The sequence below is a fragment of the Candidatus Hydrogenedentota bacterium genome (assembly GCA_019637335.1).
GTDB lineage: Bacteria > Hydrogenedentota > Hydrogenedentia > Hydrogenedentales > JAEUWI01 > JAEUWI01.
In genome coordinates this window covers 45,393-63,185 of sequence record JAHBVV010000009.1, presented here as the reverse complement: position 1 = coordinate 63,185, position 17,793 = coordinate 45,393, and the positions used below count along the sequence as shown (strand labels likewise).

The 17,793-nt window shown below is 64.3% G+C and carries 17 protein-coding genes; 12 read left to right on the top strand and 5 right to left on the bottom strand.

Features of this window, described 5'->3' with window-relative positions:
- The first annotated feature begins 115 nt into the window (after window positions 1–115).
- From pdxB to KF886_11950, 7 genes are all read left to right on the top strand, one after another.
- Window positions 116–1,249 carry a 4-phosphoerythronate dehydrogenase PdxB gene (gene pdxB / locus KF886_11980; GenBank protein MBX3178075.1) on the top strand — a complete coding sequence of 378 codons (1,134 nt, stop codon included), beginning with the start codon at window positions 116–118 and terminating at the stop codon, window positions 1,247–1,249.
- Window positions 1,250–1,391: 142 nt separating this feature from the next.
- Window positions 1,392–2,645 carry a DUF2088 domain-containing protein gene (locus KF886_11975; GenBank protein MBX3178074.1) on the top strand — a complete coding sequence of 418 codons (1,254 nt, stop codon included), beginning with the start codon at window positions 1,392–1,394 and terminating at the stop codon, window positions 2,643–2,645.
- Window positions 2,646–2,690: 45 nt separating this feature from the next.
- Window positions 2,691–3,521, top strand: a complete 831-nt coding sequence (locus KF886_11970) for a tetratricopeptide repeat protein (protein MBX3178073.1) — start codon at window positions 2,691–2,693, stop codon at window positions 3,519–3,521.
- Window positions 3,522–3,553: 32 nt separating this feature from the next.
- Window positions 3,554–4,840, top strand: coding sequence for a diphosphate--fructose-6-phosphate 1-phosphotransferase (locus KF886_11965; GenBank protein MBX3178072.1), 1,287 nt, complete (start codon window positions 3,554–3,556; stop codon window positions 4,838–4,840).
- An 18-nt stretch (window positions 4,841–4,858) separates the two neighbouring features.
- Window positions 4,859–5,074 carry a DUF4177 domain-containing protein gene (locus KF886_11960; GenBank protein MBX3178071.1) on the top strand — a complete coding sequence of 72 codons (216 nt, stop codon included), beginning with the start codon at window positions 4,859–4,861 and terminating at the stop codon, window positions 5,072–5,074.
- Window positions 5,075–5,122: 48 nt separating this feature from the next.
- On the top strand, window positions 5,123–6,580 hold the full coding sequence (gnd, locus tag KF886_11955) for a decarboxylating NADP(+)-dependent phosphogluconate dehydrogenase (GenBank protein MBX3178070.1): 1,458 nt from the start codon (window positions 5,123–5,125) through the stop codon (window positions 6,578–6,580).
- A gap of 126 nt (window positions 6,581–6,706) precedes the next feature.
- Window positions 6,707–7,243 carry a YcxB family protein gene (locus tag KF886_11950; GenBank protein MBX3178069.1) on the top strand — a complete coding sequence of 179 codons (537 nt, stop codon included), beginning with the start codon at window positions 6,707–6,709 and terminating at the stop codon, window positions 7,241–7,243.
- Window positions 7,244–7,268: 25 nt separating this feature from the next.
- Here KF886_11950 and KF886_11945 read toward each other — a convergent pair whose 3' ends face one another.
- From KF886_11945 to hemN, 5 genes are all read right to left on the bottom strand, one after another.
- Window positions 7,269–9,131 carry an SLC13 family permease gene (locus KF886_11945; GenBank protein ID MBX3178068.1) on the bottom strand — a complete coding sequence of 621 codons (1,863 nt, stop codon included), beginning with the start codon at window positions 9,129–9,131 and terminating at the stop codon, window positions 7,269–7,271.
- 29 nt (window positions 9,132–9,160) lie between these two features.
- Entirely contained in the window at window positions 9,161–9,853 is a 693-nt protein-coding gene (locus KF886_11940) for an arginine N-succinyltransferase (GenBank protein ID MBX3178067.1), read from the bottom strand.
- Window positions 9,854–9,960: 107 nt separating this feature from the next.
- Entirely contained in the window at window positions 9,961–10,506 is a 546-nt protein-coding gene (locus tag KF886_11935) for a transposase (GenBank protein ID MBX3178066.1), read from the bottom strand.
- 38 nt (window positions 10,507–10,544) lie between these two features.
- The gene (gene hemG / locus KF886_11930) at window positions 10,545–11,912 is read right to left on the bottom strand and encodes a protoporphyrinogen oxidase (protein ID MBX3178065.1); all 1,368 of its coding nucleotides are present in this window, start codon (window positions 11,910–11,912) and stop codon (window positions 10,545–10,547) included.
- 58 nt (window positions 11,913–11,970) lie between these two features.
- Window positions 11,971–13,353: an oxygen-independent coproporphyrinogen III oxidase gene (gene hemN, locus KF886_11925; GenBank protein MBX3178064.1), complete on the bottom strand. Its 1,383-nt coding sequence runs from the start codon at window positions 13,351–13,353 to the stop codon at window positions 11,971–11,973.
- A 233-nt stretch (window positions 13,354–13,586) separates the two neighbouring features.
- Here hemN and KF886_11920 point away from each other — a divergent pair, with 233 nt between their 5' ends.
- The 5 genes from KF886_11920 (at window position 13,587) to KF886_11900 (ending at window position 17,789) form a co-directional block, all read left to right on the top strand.
- Window positions 13,587–13,988, top strand: a complete 402-nt coding sequence (locus KF886_11920; protein ID MBX3178063.1) for a heme-binding protein — start codon at window positions 13,587–13,589, stop codon at window positions 13,986–13,988.
- 183 nt (window positions 13,989–14,171) lie between these two features.
- Window positions 14,172–14,486: a YbaB/EbfC family nucleoid-associated protein gene (locus KF886_11915; GenBank protein MBX3178062.1), complete on the top strand. Its 315-nt coding sequence runs from the start codon at window positions 14,172–14,174 to the stop codon at window positions 14,484–14,486.
- Entirely contained in the window at window positions 14,486–15,421 is a 936-nt protein-coding gene (fmt, locus tag KF886_11910) for a methionyl-tRNA formyltransferase (protein MBX3178061.1), read from the top strand. The genes KF886_11915 and fmt overlap by 1 nt, the downstream gene beginning before the upstream one ends.
- Complete coding sequence (rsmB, locus tag KF886_11905) at window positions 15,421–16,752, top strand: 16S rRNA (cytosine(967)-C(5))-methyltransferase RsmB (protein MBX3178060.1); 1,332 nt, start codon at window positions 15,421–15,423, stop codon at window positions 16,750–16,752. The genes fmt and rsmB overlap by 1 nt, the downstream gene beginning before the upstream one ends.
- The gene (locus KF886_11900; GenBank protein MBX3178059.1) at window positions 16,710–17,789 is read left to right on the top strand and encodes a PASTA domain-containing protein; all 1,080 of its coding nucleotides are present in this window, start codon (window positions 16,710–16,712) and stop codon (window positions 17,787–17,789) included. Before rsmB ends, KF886_11900 begins: the two co-directional genes overlap by 43 nt.
- Window positions 17,790–17,793: the final 4 nt, after the last annotated feature.

Genomic DNA, 17,793 nt, shown 5'->3' with positions numbered 1-17,793 from the left:
ATACATCCTGTGTAAATGAGGCATCTCCTATCGGCGAACGCCTTACTTCAGACGGCTAAAGTATTACAACGCATCTAATCCGCTGGATAGTCTGAAGCAACAAAGCGCCATTACCGTGAAAATCATCGCCGACGAAAACATCCCCTACGTCCGGGAGGCTTTTTCCTCCCTGGGCGACGTGGTGACGCGCGCGGGCCGCGCGATTACGCCGGAAGACGTGCGCGACGCGGACATGCTCCTCGTCCGGTCCATTACGAAAGTAAACCAGGCGCTCCTGGAAGGCTCCTCCGTGCGCTTCGTGGCCACGGCGACCATCGGCGAGGATCATATCGACCGCGTCTGGCTCGACAGCCGGGGCATCGGCTTTTCGAGTGCGCCCGGCTGCAACGCCAACAGCGTGGGCGAATATATCGTCGCCGCGCTACTGCACCTGGCCGAGAAGCACAACACCCCGCTCGCGGGCCGTTCCATCGGCGTCGTGGGCGTCGGCAATGTCGGCTCAAACGTGGCCCGGAAAGCCGAGGCCCTGGGCATGCGCGTGGTGCTGAACGATCCCCCGCTTGAGGAAGCCACGGGCGATCCGAAGTACCGCCCGCTCGACGAGATTCTGGCGTGTGATTTCATTACCACCCACGTGCCTCTGACAAAGGGCGGCCCGCACCCAACGCACCACCTGGTGGAGGCGGCCTTCCTGGCGCGGATGAAGTCCGGCGGCTTCTACCTGAACACCGCGCGCGGCGCCGTGGCCGACAATAGCGCCGTGCTGGACGCGTTGAACAGCGGCCAGTTGCGCGGCGCCGTGCTGGACGTCTGGGAAGGCGAACCCCTGGTGCGCGCGGACCTCCTGGACCGGGTGGATATCGCCACGCCGCATATTGCGGGTTATTCCTTCGACGGCAAGGTGAACGGGACGCGCCAGATTTACGAAGCGGCCTGCCGCCATCTGGGTGTCAACGCGGCCTGGACGCCGGACACCCTCCTCCCCGCGCCGGATTATCCCGTCCTGGCGCTGGACGGGTCCGATGTCGACCTGAAACGGGCGGTGGACACGGCATACCCGATTCTCGAGGACGACGCCCGGATGCGGCGTGTTGCGGACGAACCGGAAGCCGATCGCGGCGCGTATTTCGATATGCTCCGGAAGACCTACCCGCGCCGGCGCGAGTTCCAGAATACGGCGATCACCCTGGCGGCGCCAAACCCCGAACTGGCGAAAAGTCTGCGGGGCATCGGTTTTCGCGTACAATAGACAGAGGCAGTGCGTGCCACGCGATCCGGCAACGCCGGTTCGTGTGCCCGTTGTGAACGAGCCAGCGCCGTATCACAAGGCCTGCGGCGAGCGGCGCAAAATTACCGAAAAAGCACAGGCCGCCGGCCAACCGAGGACAACCATGTTAATCCAGAAGATCGCCGAGAACGGCTTCCTGAGCGAGAGCGAAATCCGCGACATCATGACCGAGGCCTGCGCCACGATGCCCGCCGACGGCAAACGGGTGCTCTTCATCGTGCCTGACAGCACGCGGAGCATGCCGCTCCCGCTGGTTTTCGAGACGCTCTTCGACGCCCTGCACGGGCGCGCCGCCAAGATGGACTATCTCATCGCCCTCGGCACGCACCCCCCCATGCCCGAAGAGGCGATCAACAAGATGTTCGGCCTGACGCCGCAAGATCGCGCCGGAAAGTATGCGGAGGTCGGAATCTTCAACCATGCCTGGCGCGATCCGGAGGCCCTCACCACCATCGGCACGCTCACCGAGGACCAGATCGCGGAGATTTCCGGCGGCCTGCTGCGCGAGTCCGTGGAAGTGACGATCAACAAGCGCGTGCTGGAGTATGACCTGATCTGCATCGTGGGGCCCGTTTTCCCGCACGAGGTGGTCGGTTTCAGCGGCGGCTACAAGTACTTCTTCCCCGGTGTCGCCGGCGAGGCCATCCTCAACGTGTTTCACTGGCTCGGCGCACTGATCACAAACTACAAGATCAACGGAACGAAAAACACGCCAGTCCGCGAAGTGATCAACGCGGCGGCGAAGCTCATCCCCACGGAGACGGTCTGTTTTTGCCTCACCGTGGTCCGCAAGGACACCCGCGCGGTCTTTTTCGGCCATCCCCTCGATGCCTGGAGCGCGGCCGCGGACCTCTCGGCCCGAACCCACATCGTCTGGAAGAAGAAGCCCTTCAAACAGGTCCTCGCCATCGCCCCGCCGATGTACGACGAAATCTGGGTCGCCGGCAAGTGCATGTACAAGCTCGAACCCGTGGTGGCGGACGGCGGCGAACTCATCATCTACGGCGGCCATATCCACGAAGTGAGCATCACGCACGACAAGCACATCAAGGCGGTCGGCTACCACGTGCGCGACTACTTCACCAAACAGGCCGAGCGCTTCAAGGATGTCCCCGGCACGATCAAGGCGCATTCGACGCACGTGAAAGGCGCGGGCACGTTTGAGAACGGCGTGGAGACGCCCAGGGTGACGGCAACCCTGGCGACTTCCATCCCGGAAGAGGTCTGCGACGCCATCAACCTCGGCTACCGCGATATCGATTCGATTAACATCGCCGATTTCGAAAACCGCGAAGACGAGGGTATCCTGGTGGTCCACAATGCGGGCGAGATCCTCTATCGAATCGAGGGCGAATAGGCATTGGGAGCCACGGACGCAGCGAGACACGCGGATACCGCGGGGTTGCAGGGACTCCAGGGACGACAGAGACATCGGCGACGGAACGGGGGCCATCCCATCCGAGATTCGCGGCGCTCCCGGAGTTTCCTGAAGCCCCTGCCGTCCCTGCTGTCCCTGCTGTCCCTGCTGTCCCTGCCGTCCCTGCCGTCCCTGCCGTCCCTCAGGTCCCCAAGGCTTCCCGTCAGGCGCTTCGCCCTGTGCGCCATCCCGCTCCTGGCCGGATGCTATGAGGCCGGCGTCGATCGCGCCTACAACCCCACAAACGCGGCCCAACACCACTACCAGCGCGCCGAATCCGCCCTCGGCCAGGGAAATCTTGAAGAGGCCATCCGCCAGGCGAGCGCAGCCGCCGAGGCCGACCCGGAATTCGACGACGCCGCCCTGCTCCAGGCCACGCTGCTGGGCCGGGCCGGGCAGTACGGCGAGGCCCTGGCCATCTGCACAGCCCTGACGGCCCGCTCGCCGGATCTTGTACAGGCCCATCTGCTGGAAGGTATACTATGGGACCAATCGGGTGATCGCGAAGCCGCGAACCGGTGCTACGACGAAACCCTGCGCCTGTACGAGCGAATGCGGAACCAGGTAGCGCTGGATTCGCGCGCGATGTTGCTGGAAGGGCTTGCATTCTACCTCCGCCATGGCGAGCTGGAGGGCGTGAAGGCCATGAACCGGTTTCTGGCGCGATTCCCGGATCATCCCGCCGCCCTCTATTTGAAGGCCTGCATGCAAAACAAGGATCGCGGGTTCCTCCTGCGGTGGTTCACCGAGCGCGGCGGCGAAACGCCCCCGGACGGCGGACCCGAGGAAGACCGCAACAATACCCCGGGCGAGTGACCGCGCCCGGTCTGCGGAAAAGGAGTTACACCATGGGTAAGAATGTTATTGTGGCGCAGTCCGGTGGCCCCAGCCCGGTTATCAACAGCTCGCTGCGCGGCGTCATCGACGGCTGCAAGGCCTTCCCGGATCAGTTCGGCACGATCTACGGCGGCTGGCACGGAATCGAGGGCGTGCTGAAAGAGGAATTGCTCGATCTCTCCGCGCAGAGTGAGGAAGAGATCGCGCTCCTGCGCTACACCCCCGCCGCCGGCGCTATCGGAACCTGCCGCTACAAGCTGAAAGACAGCCAGACCGAGGATTTCGACCGCATCATCGAAGTGATGAAGGCCCACGACATCGGGTACTTCTTCTACAACGGCGGCAACGACTCCATGGACACCGCGAACAAGGTGGCGAAGCTCGCGCACGAGAAGGGGCTCGACCTGGTCGCTGTGGGCGTGCCCAAAACGATCGACAACGACGTCGGCGACTCCGAATTCAAGCTGATCGACCACACGCCCGGCTACGGCAGCGTCGCGCGCTACTGGATGGGTATCGTGCAGAACGCCAACGAGGAGAACGCCGGTTCCTGCCCCGCCGACCCGGTCCTCGTGCTCCAGGCCATGGGCCGCAAGATCGGCTACATCCCCGCGGCCGCGCGCCTGGCGGATCCGAAGCGCGAATTGCCCCTCCAGATCTACCTGCGCGAATCCGATGTGACCGCCGAGGAGATGTGCGACAACATCAACGACCAGCTCCGCCGGGACGGCCGCTGCGTGGTTGTGGTCAGCGAAGGATTCGATGTCGGCGAGCTGGGCGAGGTGAAGGATTCGTTCGGCCACGCCCAGTTCGGCGCGTCAAAGCTGACGGTGGCGCAGAAAGTCGTCAACCTGCTGAACGAAAAAGGCCTCGCGGCCCGGGGCGCGGCGCGCGGCCAGGTCCCCGGCTGCGACCAGCGTGACACCTGCGCCTACGCCTCCATTGTCGACCTCGACGAAGCCTACCGCGTGGGCCAGAAGGCCGCGGAAATCGCCGCAAGCGGCGAAAACGGCTGGATGTCCACCATCCTCCGGAAACCCGGCCTGATTTACAACGTGGAATACGACAAGGTACCCTTGGAGAAGGTGGCGAACTCGGAGCGCACCTTCCCCAGGCAGTGGATCGCCCCGAGCAAGATCGACGTCACCGATGATTTCCTGCAGTATGTGACCCCCCTGATCGGCGAGGACTGGCCCAGCGTGCCCGTGGTAAACGGACGCCAGCGCTTTACGCGCTTCGCGCCGTTGTTCGCCGAGAAGAAACTGCCCGCGTACGCGTTGCAGGCGGCGCGAGGCTGAACAACGAGGAGGCAGACGATGCCGGACGGTTGGGATTACAAGACGCTGTCGGTCAATGTGATTAACGGGCATGTCCACGACAACACCTTGGACGAACAGCTGAAGGAACTCGGCAACCAGGGCTGGGAACTCGTGGCGGTGACCCCCTTGGTCGTGGAAGGCAAGACCGCCTCCCTGCTGCATCATTTTCGGCGCAACGAAGAACGGACGCGCAAGGTCGGCTTTCAGCCGTAGCCCCGATACATACGCGGGCATGCGCGACAAACCATAGAAAGAGCGAACATGGACAAAATGAATATCGGCCTTATCGGCCTGGCCGTCATGGGCGAAAACCTGGTGCTGAACATGGAGCGCAACGGCTTCGGCGTCGCGGTTTACAACCGCACCGTCTCCAAGGTGGATGATTTCGTCGCAGGACGCGCCAAGGGCAAGAACATCAAGGGCTGCCACAGCGTCGAGGAGCTCTGCGCGAGCCTCGAAAAGCCGCGCCGCGTCATGATGCTCGTCAAGGCCGGCAGCGCCGTGGACGACTTCATCGAGCAGCTGATCCCGCACCTGGAGCCGGGCGACATCATCATCGACGGCGGGAACACCCACTTCCCCGACACGATCCGCCGCGCGAAGTACCTCGAAGAGAAGGGTCTGCTCTTCATCGGCACCGGCGTCTCCGGCGGCGAGGAAGGCGCCCTGATGGGGCCCTCCATCATGCCGGGCGGATCGAAGGACGCCTGGACGCACGTCAAGCCAATTTTCCAGGCGATTGCCGCGAAAGTCGCGGATGGCTCCCCGTGCTGCGAGTACATCGGCGCGGACGGCGCCGGCCACTATGTGAAAATGGTGCACAACGGCATCGAGTACGGCGACATGCAGATGATCTGCGAGGTCTACTCGATCATGAAGCACCTCCTGGGCATGTCCGCCCCGCAACAGGCGGAGGTCTTCACCGCCTGGAACAAGACCGAGCTGGACAGCTACCTCATCGAGATTACCTCGGAAATCCTCGCCAAGGCCGACGACGAAACCGGCAAGCCGATGGTCGATGTCATCCTGGACACCGCCGGCCAGAAGGGCACGGGAAAATGGACTTCGACAAGCGGCCTGGACCTCGGCGCGCCCGTGCCCACGGTGGCCGAGGCCGTGTTCGCGCGCTGCCTCTCCGCCGTGAAGGAAGAGCGCGTGGCCGCCTCGAAGGTGCTCGGCGGGCCGCAGGCCTCCGCGGAAAACTACAACATCGTCGAGGCCCTCGAAAACCTGCGCCAGGCCCTCTACATGTCCAAGATCTGCTCCTACGCCCAGGGCTTCCAGCTCATCCAGTACGCGGCGAAGGAATACGGATGGAGCCTGAACTACGGCGACATCGCGCTCATGTGGCGCGGCGGCTGCATCATCCGCGCCCAGTTCCTCGACGAGATCAAGAAGGCCTTCGACGCGGATCCGAACTGCGTCAACCTCCTGCTGGTCCCCTACTTCAAGCAGGCGGTGGACAAGGCGCAGCCCGCACTGCGCTGGGCGGTCTCCGAGGCCGTCAAGCACGGCATCCCGACCCCCTGCATGTCCTCCGCCATCGCCTACTACGACAGTTACCGGGCCGAAGTCCTGCCGGCGAACCTCCTGCAGGCGCAGCGCGACTACTTCGGCGCGCACACCTACGAACGCCTCGACAAGCCCCGGGGCGAGTTCTTCCACACGAACTGGACCGGCCGCGGCGGAACCACCGCCTCGACCACGTACAACGTGTAGACCTTAGTTGCATGAACGGCCTCCGGAATTCCCCGGAGGCCGTTTTACATATCCCATACGTCCGATCTGTCTGCCGCCCGCCGCCGCCCCAACGGCTATCCGGCCTCCCCAGGAATGCAAGGCCCCATGCCCGAACTTACCGCCCGATTCACCCTGACCGGCGAAGACTACGAAGCCTACCTGCGCCACTTCTACCGCCATACCCGTGCGGGGCGTCGGCACGTCCGGCGGCTCTACCTGCTCGGCGTGGCGCTCTTCCTGTTCTTCGTCGGCCTCGAATACGACCACCCGAAATTCGGCATCCACCACCCCGCCTATTTCACCGCGTACCTGATGATTTCCGCCGCGCTGCTGGGCGGGGCCTACTGGTACTGCATCCACAGGATCTGGCCCATTATCGCACAGGGCGCCATCAAGCGCTCGCCGCAGAAGGGCATGTTCACCGACACCACCATTACCGTGACGGACGAGCACCTGGCCATCAAAACCCCGATGGGCGAAGGCAGCCTCGCCTGGAGCCACGTCACCGAAGTGGCCGAGACCGATGAATTCATATTCCTCTTCACCGGCGGCATAAACGCCTTCATCATCCCGAAACGCGGCTTCGAAGCGCCGGAAGGAGCCCGGGAAGCGGCGGACGCCATTCGCGCCCGAACCGCGTAAACCGGCGTCAATCGCGCCCCCCGGCCTACCCCAACGGCCACGCCCACAGCAGAAGCGGCAGCGCGAGGCCCACGACAATCACGTCCAGCGGCAGCCCGAGCCGCCAGTAGTCGCCAAACCGGAAGCCGCCCGGGCCGAGGATCAGCGTGTTGTTCTGGTGGCCGATCGGCGTCAGAAACGCGCACGACGCGCCCACAGCCACCGCCATGAGAAACGTATCCCCGTTCACCCCGAGTTGCGACGCGGAGCTGAGCGCTATCGGGCACATGACCGCCGTCGTCGCGGCGTTGTTCATCAGATCCGTCAGCAGCATGGTCGCAATGAGCAGCAGCGCCAACGCCACAATGGCATTGCCGCCCGCCAGCGAGTCAAGCACCAGGCGCGCGATAACATCCGCCGCCCCAGTGCTGGCCATCGCCCCCGCCACCGGCAACATCGCCCCCAGCAGCACCACCACCGGCCAGTCCACGGACGTGTAGATGGAACGGACCGGCACAACCCCGGCCAGGACCATCGCCAGGGCGCCCGCGGCGAATGCAACGGAAGCGGGGAACCACCCCGCAACCACGGCGGCAACCGCGCAAGCCATCACAAGGGCCGCGGCCAGCGCCTCGCCCTTCCGCGGAACGCGAATTCCCCGCGCGGCCAGCGGAAGGCAGCCAAACTGGGAGGCGAAGCCGGCCAGCGCCTCCTCCGCGCCCTGAAGGAGCAACACGTCGCCGGGCTTGAGCCGGGTGGAACGAAGTCGCTTGATGGACCGGCGGCCCTGACGCGAAATCGCGAGCAGATTGATCCCGTAGCGCGTCCGCAATTCGATATCGGTAGCCGATCGGGAAGCGATCAGCGCGCCCGGCGCCACGACGAGTTCCTGAATAACGATATCGCCCGGGGCCCCGGACTCCGCCTCCCGCGCTTCCTCCCCCCCATCCTCCCCGGAATCCGGCCCCGCATCCGGCCCGGCCTCCTCGCCTTCCTGCTCCCGCTTCTTGGACTTCCGGTCTTCCTCCAGCCCGAGCCCCAGCCCCGAAAGCGCGGACGAAATGGACTCCGGGTCGATTTCAATGACGAGAATATCCCCCGCGCGAACGATGCGCCCCGGATTCGGGGCCGACAGCCGCACCTCGTGACGGACCAGGCCGACAATCTGCGCGTCGGACTCGTCCAGAAGTTGGTCGATTTCGCGGATGCGCTTGCCGGCGGCCTTGCTGCCTTCCTTTACGCGCACCTCGCTCAGATACGATCCCGTTTCGAAGCTACCGCCCGCCGGCTGTTTGCGCCCCGGAACCAGACGCCAGCCCGCCAGGCCGATAAAAGCCACCCCCGCCAGCGCCAGCGGCGCGCCCACCATTGCAAAGCTGAACATGCCGAAGCCCCCGGCCCCCTCGGCCTGGCGAAACCCCGATACGATCAGATTGGGCGGCGTCCCGATCAGCGTTGTCGTCCCCCCGAGGATCGAAGCGAACGCCAGCGGCATCAAGACCCGGCCCGGCGGCAGGTCGTGCTTGCCCGCAAGCTGGATCGCCACCGGCATCAGCAGGGCCAGCGCGCCCACGTTGTTCATGAAGCCCGAGAGAAGCGCGGCCAGCGCCGAGAGCGCCAGTATGCTCGCGGACGGGCCGGCGGAGGAGGGTAGCAAGCGTCTCGCGAGCACATCCACCGCGCCGCTGCTCTGCAAGCCCTGGCCCAACACCAGCACACAGGCCACCGTGACCACAGCCGGGTGCCCGAAGCCCGCGAAGGCCTCTTCCGGCGGCACAAGCCCCCACATCACCACCGCAAGCAGGGCCGCGATGGCCACGAGGTCGTAGCGCCACCGGCCCCAGACAAACAGCCCGAGCGCGGCCGCAAGGACCCCGAGAGTAAACCACTGATCGCCGGATAGCCCCAACGCACCGCTCCTCGCGCCCGCGCGGCGCGCTATTCCCGGAGTTTCAAATAAAGGTTGCCCTCTTCGAGCTTGATCGCCTCGACGCCGCGCGCCAGGCCATCCCAGAAGCCACCCTGCCCGCCATACTCCTGGATCAGATCCTTGTTCTTCAAGTCGCCCATCCACGCCGACGGCAGCGGAATCCCGCCGATACTGATACCGCGGACAATGACCACCGGCTGGTCGTTCTCAAAGCGGAGCGTCGCGCCCGCCGTAATCCGCGCCGTCGTGCCGCCGATAATGGGGAATTCCGGATCGACCGGCACGAGCAGGACGAGGCTCAGCAGGTCCGGCGAAATGTCGATCGCCACCCGATCCGCCCACTGCGGGTTCTTGTCGATCAGCGCATTGAGTTCTTTCTCGGTAATGCGAATTTCCCGGTTCGCGCCCTCCTCGCTATACGCCTCCGGAACCGCGACCTCCCGCCCCGGCGCCGGCGCCGCGCCGCCCGCCGCCTCAAGTTGCGCGACTTTCGCCTCGAATTCCGCCTGCTCCCGCGCGTTCAGCTCTGTGGTGCGGAAGGGCGACGCGTAGACATTCCGCTTGACCCACCACGCGCTCGCGAGCACGGACAACAACAGCCCGGCCAGGATCACGGCCAGAACATGCACGCAGCCAAAGCGGCGCGCGCCCTTCGCGGGCGGAACTGGGGTCTCGGCGGGTGTAGGTGTAGCGTCACTCACGGCATAGTCCCTTCCATGCGGGGCAATCGCGGCCCAATTCGGATCTCGGTGTTGTTTGAGGGATTATACCCCGGGACGCCCGGAAAAATTCACGCGCGGCAGCGCCGCTACCCGCGCCCGCCCAAGTCCCAAGGCACGATCGGGATGAGCCCTTTCCCCCCCGCATAATCCCGCGCGCTGGAGAAGCGCCAGTGCTCAGGCTCATCCACATAACCGCGTTTAACCGGATTGGCGTGAAGCTCCTCAATCTTTTCGCGCATCATCCGGTCGCTGATGATCAGTTCCGGGTGCATCCCTTCCTGCCAGAAGGCGACATCCCGCTCGTCCTGCCCGGCATCGCGGTGAAACGCGAACTGGTCCAGAATGACCCGAACGTCGTGGTCCGCCAGGTACTTGAGCAGCTGGCGGCCGGTGTTCTGCTTGAAGCGAATCATCGACTTGTCCAGGTTCCGGCTGCGCGCGATCAGCTGCAGGTGGTTGTCCAGCACGACGTAGGCATGCACCTCCAGCCCCTCGCCCGCAAGGTACGCCAATCCGTCCAGCGCGATGGAAACCGTTTCCTCCCGGGTGAACACGGGAATCCAGTGCAGCACGGTGCACGTCATCATGTGCGGTTGCGACGGATCGAGAAATGGGTTCTGGTGTGGGCTCATGGAACCTGCCGCCTGTTCGGTTCAACGGGCGCCGCGGCTCAGGGGACTTCTTCCCCCAGCGCGCGCAACGCGGACAACACGCAGTCGTTGATCCCCACGCCGCGATAAGAATTGCCGGCGAAGCGCAGGCCCGGGTGGCGCGCCTCCGCCGCTTCAATGCGCCGCAGGCGGGCCTGGTGCCCAAAGGTGTATTGGGGAATCGCTTTTTCCCAGCGGTAAATCCGGTAAACAACGGGATCGGCCTGGATATCGAGCATCGGGAACAATTCCTCGCGGAGGATCGCGAGAAAAGCCTCGTCGTCCAGTTCCACCGCGCCGGGATCGGTCGCGCCGCCGATCATCGTCCTCAGAATCGCTTTGTCCTTCGGCGCGCGCCCCGGGAAGAGCGTGGAAGTCCAGATGCAGCCCAGAATGCGCTTCTGCTGGGTGCGCGGAACCAGAAATCCGAAACCGTGCAGATCGTGGCCTATGGCCTTCCGCTCGTAACCGGTGCAGACCACGGTCATACTGGCATAGGGGATTTCCGAAAGCGCCGCACCGAGATCGGCGTCCAGATCGTGCGTCAGGCCGGCCGCCACGTGCGCCGGCGCCGCGACAATGACCGACTCCGCCTCCAGGGTCTCGCCGCCCTCGATCTGGACGCGATACACGCCGTCCGCGCGTTCGATTCGGGCCGCAGGCGTGTTGAGGCGCAGGCTCGCTCCGAGCTCCTCCGCCGCGCGATCGATCAACACCGCCATGCCGCCATTGAAACTGGTCAGTGTTCCCCCAGGGCCCATCGCCGAGCCCTGGCCCGACCCCTTCTGCTTGCGCTTCGCCAGCATCGCCTTCACCAGGCCGCCGTGCTCCGCCTCCATCGCCGCCATCCTCGGAAAACACGAGGCCAGGTGCAGCTGCTTCGCGTCGCCGCCGAATATCCCGCTGACCATCGGCGATACCAGGGTATCCGCCGACTCCGCGCCGATACGCCGCGCGGCGAAATCCCAGATGGACTCTTCCTCCTCGGACACCCGCTGCGGGATGAAGGGCTCGCCGAGCAGACGCAAGCGGCCCTGGAGCGAGAGCAACTTCGACGCCAGAAACGCGGGCGGCGGCTTAACTTCGTGTAGCGCGCCATTCCGGTAAATAAAGCGGCGTGCCGCCAACGTGTTGGCCTTCACCACGCGGTTCTCCAGGTCCAGATCGCGAACCCACTGGAGTGTCTTCGGCTCCTTGTCTAGAAAGCCGTTGGGGCCTTTTTCAAAGGTGAATCCGTCGACCGTCTCGGTGTACGCCGTGCCGCCCGGCGTCGGTCCCGCCTCCAGCACGGCAACCGCGTCCCGCCCGTGACGCTTCATCGCGTAGTAGCCCGCGCACAATCCCGTAATGCCGCCACCAATAACGACAACTTTCCGTGGTTCGGTCATGCCAATCCTCGCAAGGCCCGGCTGGACGCCGGTTAAATACTGAGAAGGGCCCCCGCCCCTAAATCGTCCGAGAAAACTTCGTAAAATGCGCCGGTTTCTTCAAGTGCGCGTCGAACACCATCGCCACATTCCGGATAAAAGCCTGGCCCAGAGGCAGCACGCGGATACTGTCGCCCTCGCGCGCCAGGAATTGCTCCTGGTAGAACTCTTGCAGCCGCGACTCTTCATCCGCGAAATAGGCATCGTAATCAACGCCGAAGCGTTCCGAAAGCGCCTGAAAACTCAGGTAGAAATTGCACATGAGCTGCCGGATCACCCAGCGGCGCACCTGATCGTCTTCCGTGAGCCAGGTCCCGCAGAGCACCGGCAGCGTATCGGCGTCGAGGGCCTTGTAGTACATCGCCGGGCGCTTCTCGTTCTGCGCGTAGGCGCCCCCCACTTCGCCAATCCCGGAAACGCCAAACGCCACCATATCCTCCGCCGGCACGACCGTGTAGCCCATGAAATTCCGGTGCAGCCGCCGCTCGTCCAGCGCAACCGCAAGTTCATCCGTCGGCAGCGCGAAATGGTCCATCCCGATAATGCGGTAGCCCGCGGCGACGAAGAGCCGCCGTGCAATGGCGAAGAGATCATACTTCTCCGCGCCGGTCGGCCGCAGGTGATCGTCCATCTTCCGCTGGTGCTTGATCTGATCCGGCAGGTGCGCATAGCTGTACACGGCCAGCCGATCGGGCCGGATATCAATCACGGCCTCTACGGTGCGCGTCCAGCCCTCCGGCGTCTGATCCGGGAGCCCGTAAATGAGGTCGATGTTGATGCCCTCAAAACCCAGCTCGCGGCATTTCCCGAACAGCGCCCGGGTCTGCGCTTCCGTCTGGTTGCGGTTGATCGTCGCCTGAACCTTGGGGTCGAGGTCCTGCACGCCCATGCTGATGCGGTTGAAGCCGAGCGCGCGGAGCGTCTCGAGCTGCTCGCTGGACGTAACCCGCGGATCGACCTCAAGCGCGATCTCGGCGTCGGGCGCGAACTCGAACTCGCGCGCCAGGACCCCATGCAGCGCCTTGATCTGCTCGACGGACTGGTACGTCGGGGTGCCGCCGCCCCAGTGGAGTTGCTTGACGGTCTTCCGGTTCCCCAGCCGCCGCGCCACCATCCCGATCTCCTTGTACACGTACTGCAGGTACTTCTCGGAGACCTCGGGGTGCTTCGAAATGACGACGTTACAACCGCAAAAATGGCAACGTTCCCAGCAGAAGGGAAGGTGAACGTAAATCGAGAGCGGCTCGTCCGCCCGCTCCGCCGCATTCGCCAGCGCCCGAAGGTAGTCCGCCTCGCCAAACTCGTGGCTCCATTCCGGCGCGGTCGGGTAGCTGGTATATCGCGGGCCGGGCCGGTCGTATCGGTCCAGTAGCTCTCGGGTTACCTCCAGGCTCTCCTGCATGGCGGGATTGGCGATCGATGGCGTCACGGGAATTCCTTTTATAGGCTGGTTGGGACGGGTCCTGGGCTCGCATCAGTATAACGCATGCGCGCAACCCGGCCATAATCATTGACCTGCCCGCGGCAATCCCGTAGAATTGAACGTTCATTGCAGGGCGGAGTACGGCGAGGCCCGCGAGGACGCCGTCACTCCCGGTGAACCAACTAACCCCAAGAAAAAGGAATCGTACCACTATGAGCGACATTTCCCTCGAACAGGCCAACCGGGTCGTAGCGGCGGCGGTGAAAAAAGCCGAGGCGATCAACACCAAGATGGACATCGCGGTGGTGGACGCGGGCGCCAACCTCAAAGCCTTCGTGCGGATGGACGGCGCCTGGCTCGGCAGCATCGATATCGCCCAGAAGAAGGCGCGCACCGCACGCTTTTTCGACATGAACACGGGCACGATTGGCGAGTTGAGCCAGCCCGGCGGGTCGCTCTACAACATTGAGCACTCGAACGGCGGCCTGATCACCTTCCCGGGCGGCGTGCCGCTGAAAAACGCGAGCGGCGAGATCATCGGCGCAATCGGCGTCTCCGGTTCCTCCGTGGAAGACGATCACGCCGTGGCCGAGGCCGGCGCCGCCGCGCTGTAAATACTCCCCCGAACCGTTTGCGGCCCCGCCGGATTGTCGGCGGGGCCGTTCGTTTGCGCGCCGCCAGCTTTACCCGGCGCCCGCCCCGGCGCTATACTATGCGTTTATCCCCGGCGCATTTGCGGGCGCCCAAATCACGTACACCCACCACACGAGGAACTTGCCGTGCTGAATTTTGGCGATATTGGCAAAATGGGCGCCATGATCAAACAGGCGATGGAGATGAAGGCGAAGATGGAAGAAGTCAAGGAGGAACTCGCCAACGAGCGGGTGGAAGCTTCCTCGGGCGGGGGAATGGTAAATGTCGTGATGACGGGCAAGATGGAACTCGTGTCCATCAAGATCGACCCCGAAATCATCAACCCCGAAGACCCCGAGGTGCTTGAAACGCTGATCCAGGCCGCCGTCAACGAGGGCGTCCACAAGGCCCAGGATCTCGTCAAGGCCAAGATGAGCGAAATGGCCGGCGGGATCGATATCCCCGGATTGACCAGCTAGTGCGCGTCGTCTTCCTTGGTACGCCGGCGATTGCCGTCCCCACCCTTCAGGCCGTCGAGGCCCTCCACGACGTGGCCGCCGTCGTGTGTCAGCCCGACAAGCCGCAGGGCCGGAGCAACCGTCCCGTCCCTCCCCCGGTGAAGGAAGCCGCGCTTAAGCTCGATATTCCCGTGCATCAGCCGGCGAAGCTCAACGATGGGACCTTTGAGGCCTGGCTCCGCGACCTGAAGCCGGAGGTCTGCGTGATTGCCGCCTACGGACGCCTGCTGAAACAGCCCCTGCTCGATATTCCGCCGCACGGCTGGATCAACCTGCACCCGAGCCTCCTGCCCAAATACCGTGGACCCTCCCCCATCCGCTCCGCCATCCTCCATGGCGATACCGAAACCGGTGTATCCATCATGCGCCTCGTGCTGGAGATGGACGCGGGCGATGTGCTGATGCAGGAGAAGGTGGTGATCGGCGAAAACGAAAACGCCGTGGAACTCGCCGATCGCCTGGGCAAGCTGGGCGCCGACCTCATGTTAAAAAGCCTGCGGCAAATCGAAGAGGGCACGGCGGTCTTTACCCCGCAGGATCACGCCCGCGCGGTGGAGTGCCGCATGTTCGAGAAGGCCGACGGGCGCATCCGGTGGGGCGCGGCGGCCCGCGAAATCCACAATCTCGTGCGCGCGGCCCAGCCCTGGCCCATCGCCCACTGCCACCTCGGTGGCGAGGTCTACCGCATCCACGAAACCCGGCTCGCCGAAGGCAAGGCAACCGCCGAACCGGGAGCGGTCGAGGAAATCCTGAAGGATCGCATCATTGTCGCCACCGGAAACGGACGGATTGCCATCACGGAACTGCAGGCCCCCGGCAAGCGCGCCATGGCGGCGGGTGATTTCCTGCGCGGCCATAAGCTGGGCCCCGGCGACGCCTTCACGGATATCACCTGATGCCCGTCGATCCCGTCCGCGACGCCGCGGTTGACGTCCTGCTGCGTGTCTTCGAGCGCAACGTATATCTCGACGCCTCGCTGGATAAGACACAGCGCCGGAAGAAGCTCTCCGAACGCGGGCGGCGCTTTCTCGGCATGCTCGTCTACGGCACAGTGCGCCACCGCACGCTCTGCGACTATATCCTCCAGCAGCACTGCCACCAGCCCCTGAACGAACTGCCGCTTCCGGTCCTGATCATCCTGCGCATGGCGGTCTACCAGTCCCTGTTCTGTGACCAGGTCACGCCGCCAGCCATGGTCCACACCTCGGTGGATCTGGCGCGCGCGCGCACCCACGCCGGACTCGGGCGCATGGTGAACGCGGTGCTGCGGCGGATTCCGCAAACCCTCGAAGCGGCCGGCCTCCCCGATCCGGCGCAGGATCTGCCCAAATTTCTCAAGATCCGGTATTCCATACCGAAATGGCTCGTCCGCCAATGGATCGCGCAGTTTGGCGAGGAAGGCGCCGCCGCCCTCTGCGCCGCCTCCGACACACCGGCGGATTCCATTTTGCGCGTCAATACCCTGAAAACGACCAAGGACGCCCTCCGCGCCAACCTCGAAAAGTCCGGCTGCCTGGTGACGGATGATGTGCCCCTGCCGGACGCGCTGCGGGTCGTTCAGGGCGGCGGCCTCTCGCGGACGAAATGGTTCCAGCAGGGCCACTTCTTCCTCCAGGACACCGCTTCGATGCTGCCCGCGTTGCTTCTGGAACCAAAACCGGGGGAACGGGTATTGGACATGTGCGCCGCGCCGGGCGGGAAGACAACCCATCTCGCGGAGCTTTCGGGCGGCAACGCGCACATTGTGGCGATGGACGCCAGCCGGCGCCGCCTCTGGAAGGTGCTGGAGAACATCGAGCGCCTGGAAACGCCCGGAATCGCGTTGATTTGCGGCGACGGCGCGGCCCCGCCCCTTCAGGACGGCTTTGACCGCATCCTCGTGGACGCCCCGTGCAGCGGGCTTGGAACCCTGCGGCGGCATCCGGACATTAAATGGCGCATGACCCCGGAGTCGATCGCGGATCTGGGCGCCATCCAACGCGATCTATTGCGATCGGCGGTCAAGCTCTGCAAAAATGGCGGGACTATCGTCTATTCCGTCTGCACCTTTACCCCCGAGGAAACAGCCGCCGTCGTTCAACCGTTGCTGGACGAAGGCGCCATTACACCCGAAGACGGCCAGGAGTATCTCAATTCGTGGAAAACAGCGCAAGGAATGTATCAGAGCCTCCCATCAAACGGAGCGTGGGACGGATTCTTCTTGACGCGGTTTCGGAAACGATCCTGAACTTTGTCTTCTTCCTGCTAAAGTTCGCCGCCTGGAGCATCCAGTGGTCCGTCGCCCTGGTAATCTTCGTTGCCGTCATGGCGGCGTCCGGTTACTACGTCTACACCGTCACCCTCCAGGCGGGCGAGCCCGTACAGGTGCCGAGCATCGTCAACCTCCCCGTGAACGAGGCCATGATACGACTCCGCGAGCAGGGGCTCGAAATGGGCAAGCAGGATCTGGCCCCGCACGACACCCTGCCCGAAAACCACATCATCAGCCAGCGGCCCGCGCCCGGACGTGTCGTGCGCACGGGCCGGAAGGTCTACACCACGGTCAGTATGGGGCGCGACTACCTCACCGCGCCGGACCTCGCGAACCGCTACCTGGAAAACGCCCGCGAGGAACTCGAAACCTCTCTATTCCGCCTGGGAAGCGTTGCGCGCGTGCCCGATTCCAAGCCGCGCAACATGATTCTCGCCCAGGATCCGCCCCCCGGATACGACATCGAAAAGGGCGCGAGCATCCACCTGCTGGTCAGTGACGGCGACGGCCAATACCGCGACTATATGCCCGACCTTCGCGGAAGGCCCGTTTCCGAGATCGAGGCCATCATGAAGCCCTATAACGTAACCCTCGTCGCCCAGGAAGTCGAGAACATGCCCGGCGCCCGGGAAGACGTGGTGCTTGACCAGGATCCCCAGCCGGCGACGCTCCTGTTCAACGGCCAGGTGGTGACGTATAAAGTCAAGTCCTCCCGGCCGGAGCCCACACCCGCTCCCCTCGTTCGCGCCACGGTCAGCCACGAAATGCGCTATGACTGGTACAACCGCGACGTGCGCATCGAACAGGTGGACCGGGACGGCAACCGCACCGTGCTGGAAACCTTCCCCGCCTCCAACGACGAGGTATCGCGCGCCAGCCGCGTGCTGGGAAGTTCCCTAAAGGTCGACGTGGAGTACCGCGAACGCTGCCGCATCGACTTCTACGTCGACGAAATCGTCGTCGCATCCTACGCCATCGAAGATGGCCAGCCCCCGGTAAGAACCACGCCGTAGCGTG

Excerpts from the sequence above, each read along its gene's own strand:
- KF886_11975 (MBX3178074.1), top strand. The coding sequence starts at position 1,392 with ATGTTAATCCAGAAGATCGCCGAGAACGGCTTCCTGAGCGAGAGCGAA.
- KF886_11965 (MBX3178072.1), top strand. The coding sequence starts at position 3,554 with ATGGGTAAGAATGTTATTGTGGCGCAGTCCGGTGGCCCCAGCCCGGTT.
- KF886_11960 (MBX3178071.1), top strand. The coding sequence starts at position 4,859 with ATGCCGGACGGTTGGGATTACAAGACGCTGTCGGTCAATGTGATTAAC.
- gnd (MBX3178070.1), top strand. The coding sequence starts at position 5,123 with ATGGACAAAATGAATATCGGCCTTATCGGCCTGGCCGTCATGGGCGAA.
- KF886_11950 (MBX3178069.1), top strand. The coding sequence starts at position 6,707 with ATGCCCGAACTTACCGCCCGATTCACCCTGACCGGCGAAGACTACGAA.
- KF886_11935 (MBX3178066.1), bottom strand. The coding sequence starts at position 10,506 with ATGAGCCCACACCAGAACCCATTTCTCGATCCGTCGCAACCGCACATG.
- hemG (MBX3178065.1), bottom strand. The coding sequence starts at position 11,912 with ATGACCGAACCACGGAAAGTTGTCGTTATTGGTGGCGGCATTACGGGA.
- hemN (MBX3178064.1), bottom strand. The coding sequence starts at position 13,353 with ATGCAGGAGAGCCTGGAGGTAACCCGAGAGCTACTGGACCGATACGAC.
- KF886_11920 (MBX3178063.1), top strand. The coding sequence starts at position 13,587 with ATGAGCGACATTTCCCTCGAACAGGCCAACCGGGTCGTAGCGGCGGCG.
- rsmB (MBX3178060.1), top strand. The coding sequence starts at position 15,421 with ATGCCCGTCGATCCCGTCCGCGACGCCGCGGTTGACGTCCTGCTGCGT.